The organism is Mesorhizobium sp. WSM4810 (assembly GCF_055811235.1).
In genome coordinates, this window is the sequence record NZ_JBVVQV010000062.1 from 1 (window position 1) to 5,221 (window position 5,221).

The 5,221-nt window shown below is 59.3% G+C and carries 9 protein-coding genes; 4 read left to right on the forward strand and 5 right to left on the reverse strand.

What is annotated here, in order from left to right:
• On the reverse strand, positions 1–299 hold a 299-nt coding region (locus AC0L3O_RS35120), incomplete at its 3' end, for a hypothetical protein (protein WP_473618115.1).
• Here AC0L3O_RS35120 and AC0L3O_RS35125 point away from each other — a divergent pair.
• Together AC0L3O_RS35125 and AC0L3O_RS35130 are read left to right on the forward strand one after the other, a co-directional pair.
• Positions 181–756, forward strand: a complete 576-nt coding sequence (locus tag AC0L3O_RS35125; protein WP_287176544.1) for a phage tail length tape measure family protein — start codon at positions 181–183, stop codon at positions 754–756. The genes AC0L3O_RS35120 and AC0L3O_RS35125 overlap by 119 nt on opposite strands.
• An 82-nt stretch (positions 757–838) precedes the next feature.
• Entirely contained in the window at positions 839–1,123 is a 285-nt protein-coding gene (locus AC0L3O_RS35130) for a DUF982 domain-containing protein (protein WP_128178272.1), read from the forward strand.
• Here the strand turns inward: AC0L3O_RS35130 and AC0L3O_RS35135 are convergent.
• A complete protein-coding gene (locus AC0L3O_RS35135) occupies positions 1,086–1,382 on the reverse strand; it encodes a thermonuclease family protein (protein ID WP_473618114.1) in 297 nt (98 codons plus the stop codon). The two genes, AC0L3O_RS35130 and AC0L3O_RS35135, sit on opposite strands and share 38 nt — an antisense overlap.
• Here AC0L3O_RS35135 and AC0L3O_RS35140 point away from each other — a divergent pair.
• Complete coding sequence (locus tag AC0L3O_RS35140; RefSeq protein WP_287347683.1) at positions 1,275–1,586, forward strand: hypothetical protein; 312 nt, start codon at positions 1,275–1,277, stop codon at positions 1,584–1,586. The two genes, AC0L3O_RS35135 and AC0L3O_RS35140, sit on opposite strands and share 108 nt — an antisense overlap.
• Positions 1,587–1,982: 396 nt before the next feature.
• On the opposite strand, the gene AC0L3O_RS35145 is transcribed toward AC0L3O_RS35140, so the two are convergent.
• Positions 1,983–2,606: a class I SAM-dependent methyltransferase gene (locus AC0L3O_RS35145; RefSeq protein ID WP_128178299.1), complete on the reverse strand. Its 624-nt coding sequence runs from the start codon at positions 2,604–2,606 to the stop codon at positions 1,983–1,985.
• Positions 2,607–3,024: 418 nt separating this feature from the next.
• Positions 3,025–3,177: a hypothetical protein gene (locus AC0L3O_RS35150; protein ID WP_023804226.1), complete on the reverse strand. Its 153-nt coding sequence runs from the start codon at positions 3,175–3,177 to the stop codon at positions 3,025–3,027.
• A 388-nt stretch (positions 3,178–3,565) separates the two neighbouring features.
• On the opposite strand from AC0L3O_RS35150, the gene AC0L3O_RS35155 reads away from it, so the two are divergent.
• Entirely contained in the window at positions 3,566–4,150 is a 585-nt protein-coding gene (locus AC0L3O_RS35155) for an ATP-dependent DNA ligase (RefSeq protein ID WP_473618111.1), read from the forward strand.
• Between the two features lie 744 nt (positions 4,151–4,894).
• Here AC0L3O_RS35155 and AC0L3O_RS35160 read toward each other — a convergent pair.
• Positions 4,895–5,221, reverse strand: a 327-nt coding sequence (locus AC0L3O_RS35160) for a Crp/Fnr family transcriptional regulator (protein WP_473618112.1), incomplete at its 5' end; no start/stop codon positions are given.

Genomic DNA, 5,221 nt, shown 5'->3' on the forward strand with positions numbered 1-5,221 from the left:
TTTCCGGCGAGCCCGACCAGTTGCGGGCCTATCTGAATCGGAAGCGACGCGACAAACGTTTCGACCGCACGATCACAGCTGCGATCCGAGATGGTAAACCAATCCCTACCAACCTGGTGGCGCGGATCATTGGGAGCGTTCACCGTGGCGACAGTCGCAGCGAACAGCAACACCCGAGCGATGGAGGCCAATGCACAGGCCAGTCGATTGGCAGCGGCGCAGCGTGCCAATCTGATTTTCCAACTGAAAGACGTCGGTGTTTCGCTCGCATCTGGCATGAGCCCTCTGATGGTTGCCATTCAACAGGGTTCTCAGATCGCGACAATCTATGGGCCAAGCGGTCTGGGTAAGGCGCTTGCGGAGACAGGCCGGATGGCAGCTGCCATGGCCGTGCGCTTTGCCCCGCTCGTGGCAGTTCTGGCTGCGGGCTACGGGGCGTACAAGCTACTTAAGCAATATTCAGCTGAGGCAGCCGTTGCTATTGATTCTGCGACCGCAGCTCTTGCGGCTCAAGCCGCGCCTCTCAGCGAAGTGAAATCCGGAATTGGCGAACTGGTGAGCCTGCAAGGGGAACATATGGCCGGAAGTTCGGGACGTGCAGTATGGTCTTGGTTCCCTCTCAAGATTGCTGCCGGTCGGGCGATGCTCCGATCAGCCCGCGCCATCCCCTCCGTGAGGCGCGGGGTTCTCCGTTCAGGGGAACCGAAACGATCAAGGCCTCTTCGGACGTGCCATTTTAGCCTCGATCGTATCTGACAGCGGCGCTCTGAATTCACAACGATGCAACCACTCCCTTGTCTTCGCGTTTAGCCGCCTTCAATCCTGGCGAGCGACAAAGATGCCGACGTTCATTCCGATTACAATTTACCTGAATCACAAGCCGATAGTGGTCGCGTCGATACCCGAAGCTGCGAAAGCGCTTCAGCAACCATGGCCATTCATGGACAAGCCGTCCCGACTTGAAGCAATTCGAATGATCGAGGAATGCCTGGCCGGACACTGCACCCAACAAGCCGCGTTCGATGCCTTCAAGGCGGCCGCAAGTGAACAGGGGCTTCTTAAGCGAAGGCCTCCAAGCGTAGGCCTCAGGCAATTCGACGTGGTTGCCGAAGACCTGATGTGAGGTGATGCTGCCTCGCGACCCTAATCAACGAGCCATCTCTGAATGCTTCGGCCGTCGGCGCGATGCAGTTCCCGACGAGACGCCCGTACCGATCACGATCGACAAAACTGCAATGCAGCGGTCGCGATGCTGCCAGGAACTTGTCTAAGGCTTGCGCGGCGCGGCGCCCGCATGGGTAGTCAAAGCCCTTGGCGTCATCGCAGTGCTGACGGCTCTCGGGCGCGTCGATGCCATTGAAACGAACGCGCTGACCGGCAATCTCGACGGTGTCGCCGTCGATGACAGATGCCCGGCCCTGCATCGGCCCAGGCAGCGGTTCTGTCCAATTTGTTATCGTGCTCTGGAGGCCTGCGGTGCTCTGTTGGCCGGCGGTGCTCTGGATCGCGAATTGGGTGACTGCGGCGGCAAGCGTGCCGACGCCGAGGAAGATCAGACCCAAGAGCGGTCGCGGCAGTCGCCGTGACGGCATTCTTCTGCCGGTGCGCCTTCGCCAGCGGTTAGCCTGATTGGCGCCTTGATAACGGTGGCCTTTGCCCACGCCCGCTCTCCCCGAAGAGAGAATGCCGCCATTCTGGGCCAGAGTCCAGAAGCTGCCCTAGTGTGAAAGTCTGACACTTGGTACCGGTGGACGGCAAGAATCGACCCTGAGCGGAAATTTGGGATCGAACGCGACATGTCGGGAGTTGCTCCCACATCGGACCTTCGGTCGCTGAACCAGGTCCCAAAGGCCCGAATGGAGTTATTGGCAGTCGCTCATGCCGCGCGGTTCAAGATCACTGCCGCTTTGAAAGAGTCGTCCTTCATAGTTGGGCGATTCCTTGTGCGCTGGGCAGCTTTCCAGGCCCTCACGTGCCGACGATCAAGCCGGGCGCTGCGCGAAGGCCCAGACCATCAGAGGATATTCCTCGTCATTGCGCATGTCGCGCCAGAATCCATAGTCGTGCACCGGGCCGCCGACATGGGCGCGGGCGCAGGCGCGGTTTCCCCAGGCGAATGCCTGGACGTGTTCCGCCTCGAATCCGCCCTCCACCAGCAGCTGCCTGAGCCCGTCCTTGGTCCAGCGGTTATAGTCGTGGGGACGCGCGTGAACCCTGAAGAGGAAAGGCGTGGCGACCATCGCCCACCCGCCCGGAGCGGTCATCGCGAAGATGTTCCTGCTCGCCTCGACAGGGCGCGGTACGTGCTCAAGAACCTGGTCGGCTATGACCGTCGGGAACTGCCGGTCCAGCCGGTCGCGGCAAATGTCGAACTCCGGGTAATCCACCGACGTATAGTCGGAGCACATCGTCTTCCAATAGGTATTCCATCCCGGGGAAATCTCAAGAACAGGGGATGCCGTTCTGCCGTTTTCAATGAGAAGAGAGATGAAAGATTCGATCTGGCGTATGCGCAGCCAGTTCCTTTTATCGTATCCGGGGATTTTCCTTGCGATGTTTCGAAAATTATCTCTGGCAGTATATAAACTACGCTTTATATGTCGCATTAATTGTACCCATCACCTAGTACAACCCGCCCGCCTAATCTACGCTTCAATGACATCAAGGGCGTGCCGCGGTGTCAATTGCACGGCGCTGGCACACCTTGTCGCACTGCGAAAGGACTACGCGCGCGCCACTTGCAATAGGACGACGGACAGAGTTCATTCTTCGGCTTCCCGCCTCTCAACGTCAGCCAAGAAAGCCTGCTAGGCGAGTTCCCCCAAGACCCTCGAGGCCGCAGCAGCAATGTCCGTTGATGTGCGCTTCGTGCCCGTTCAGATCGGCGATAACCAACGTGAGCTTTCCACCCAACCTTGCCGTTCGGAGGGGTGCTAAGCGTCAGGCTTTCACTTAGCCGGTCGGCAGCGGATCAACGCGGTAGGCAACTGGTCAGCCTCTCGACGGTCTCAATGATGGCTTTGGCTAGCGCTCGCCCTCATGGACCGGCTCGGGACCATAGAGCAGCAGGACAGCTTCCTCGCTCGGCAGCACACCAGCAGGGCAGGTCTGTTCAATAGCCATGCGAACCAGCTTGAGGGCGGCCCAGGCGTTGCGGATGTTCTCTTGGGCTTCCATGCTTCCTCGCTGAGATGGACTGTCTCAGCGGCAAACCGTGAAGGCGAGAGCCCTGTTCCATCAAAGTTTAACGACTGGGAAAGCGCACTGGAAAGCAAGTGCGGTAACAGTTGATTCAACCGTTGCTGGTAATTCTAGAGGAGTGTGGAAGCGGCTCCGACAGTGAGGCGGGGGAGCTGGATTGCCGGAGCCGCCTGCGCAATCCCGGGTTGGGGTTTGACCGCGCCGTCCTATTCTGGGACAGCGCGGTCAACGATTCGTTAAAATTGGAACTAATTAAGCGCATGCTAATTGAAATCGCGGTTTTGCGAGTCAATGCATGCGTTTGAAGTTTGTCCCGCCGATGATGCCCACCTTGGTAGCAAAGCCGCCCCAAGGCGATGACTGGATGCATGAAGCAAAATTCGACGGCTACCGCTCCCAAATCATCATCGACGCCGGCGGTGTGCGGATCTTCACCCGCCGCGGCCTAGACTGGACATCGAAGTACCGCGATCTGGTCGAGGCAGCCAAAGGTCTCAACGTACAGAACGCCATCATCGACGGCGAAGTCGTCGTCTTGAATGAGGCTGGCCTTTCGGATTTTGCCGCGCTGCGCAAGGCCATCACCAGGCGCCAGCATGACCTCTATTTCGTCGCGTTCGATCTGCTGCATCTCAACGGCCACGACTTGCGCGACATGGCACTTGAGGATCGGCGGGAAATCCTGGCCGGCCTTATAGGGGCTGACAGCCGCATCCAGTTTAGTGAGACAATGCCGGGCGAGGCAAATGCGATCTATCATCTGATCGACGCGGCCGGCCTGGAGGGGATGTTATCGAAGCGTCGAGACAGCAAATATCGCGGCGGCCCGACCACCAATTGGCTGAAGACAAAATCCTTTACCGAAAGCGAGTTTGAACTTCTCGGAGTTGAACGAGAGAGGGGCAAGCCGGCGTTTGCTCTGATGGCTGAGCCAGGCACCCGGAAATAATCGGTAGTGCGTTCGTGAGCGTCAACCGCGAGATGCGGGAGCGGCTTTGGAAGCGTGTCCAAGAACATGCTGGGCCACCGCCCAAGGAAATGCCAAGGCGGCCGGCAACTCAGTGGGTCAAGCCAGGCATCAAGGCCCGCATCAAGCACCTACGTGGGGAGGAAGACCTTCGGCACGCCTCGCTGCAGGATTTTTGGGATGAGAGTTAGCGACCAGTGGCAAGCGTTGGGCGATTCTAGATCGGAACGCGGCGAATGTGAATCCCATCTTCCTGGTGTTATCGCACCAGTGCTGAGCGACTGCTAATTTAAGCCGGCCTAAACGCGCGCTGGCGACGCGCACGCCGCGCTATATCGGCGCCATGAGCACACGTGCTGCTGTAGCTCGACGCGATCAGCGCGTCGGCTGCCTTCGTGCGCCGCTGATAGGCGCGCAGGGCCTTGCTCTTCCCCATGCCCAAGTCCATCAACGCCAGCCGCCTTGGACGACCGGAGGAGTCCACGCCAATGCTGCCAGGGCTTTGAAGCTCTCCCCGGCTTCATTGCGAAAAAAATGTGGCGTGCACCTCGATTCAGAGTGATCCGAAGATCATCGACCGCGAGATAGCCGACCTTATCAAGGCAGGACTGCCGGAAAATAAGGGTTGCGGTCTGTTTTTGGTTGGCACAGCAGGTCCGCGGGTACGCGTCAAGCCTGTCGCACGAAATGTGCGGTATCGCCCCCCGCCGCAGCGACAGCCTTCCGCTATTCCTTCTTGTCGACCAGCGCCCGTAGTGCCGAGACGTCATGCAGCAACAACCGGCTGCCGTGCTTTTCGATCAGCCCTCTCTTGGCGAGGTCGCTGATTTCGCGCGAGACCGCCTCCCTGTGCGTGCTCATCGTTGCCGCCAGCTCGGAGTGCGTCGGTGCCGGGCTTATGGACACCTCGCCGTCCACGGGTGCGGCTTTCTCCGCCCGATGCAGGAGTTCGACGATCAGCCGTTTTCGCACGACAAGAGTGCTGTATTCGAATACCCGCTCGGTCATGCGCCGGAGCTGGGCAGACAGATGCTCAAGCAGCATCCAGGCGAA

Excerpts from the sequence above, each read along its gene's own strand:
- AC0L3O_RS35130 (WP_128178272.1), top strand. The coding sequence starts at position 839 with ATGCCGACGTTCATTCCGATTACAATTTACCTGAATCACAAGCCGATA.
- AC0L3O_RS35155 (WP_473618111.1), top strand. The coding sequence starts at position 3,566 with ATGCATGAAGCAAAATTCGACGGCTACCGCTCCCAAATCATCATCGAC.
- AC0L3O_RS35125 (WP_287176544.1), top strand. The coding sequence starts at position 181 with ATGGAGGCCAATGCACAGGCCAGTCGATTGGCAGCGGCGCAGCGTGCC.
- AC0L3O_RS35150 (WP_023804226.1), bottom strand. The coding sequence starts at position 3,177 with ATGGAAGCCCAAGAGAACATCCGCAACGCCTGGGCCGCCCTCAAGCTG.
- AC0L3O_RS35145 (WP_128178299.1), bottom strand. The coding sequence starts at position 2,606 with ATGCGACATATAAAGCGTAGTTTATATACTGCCAGAGATAATTTTCGA.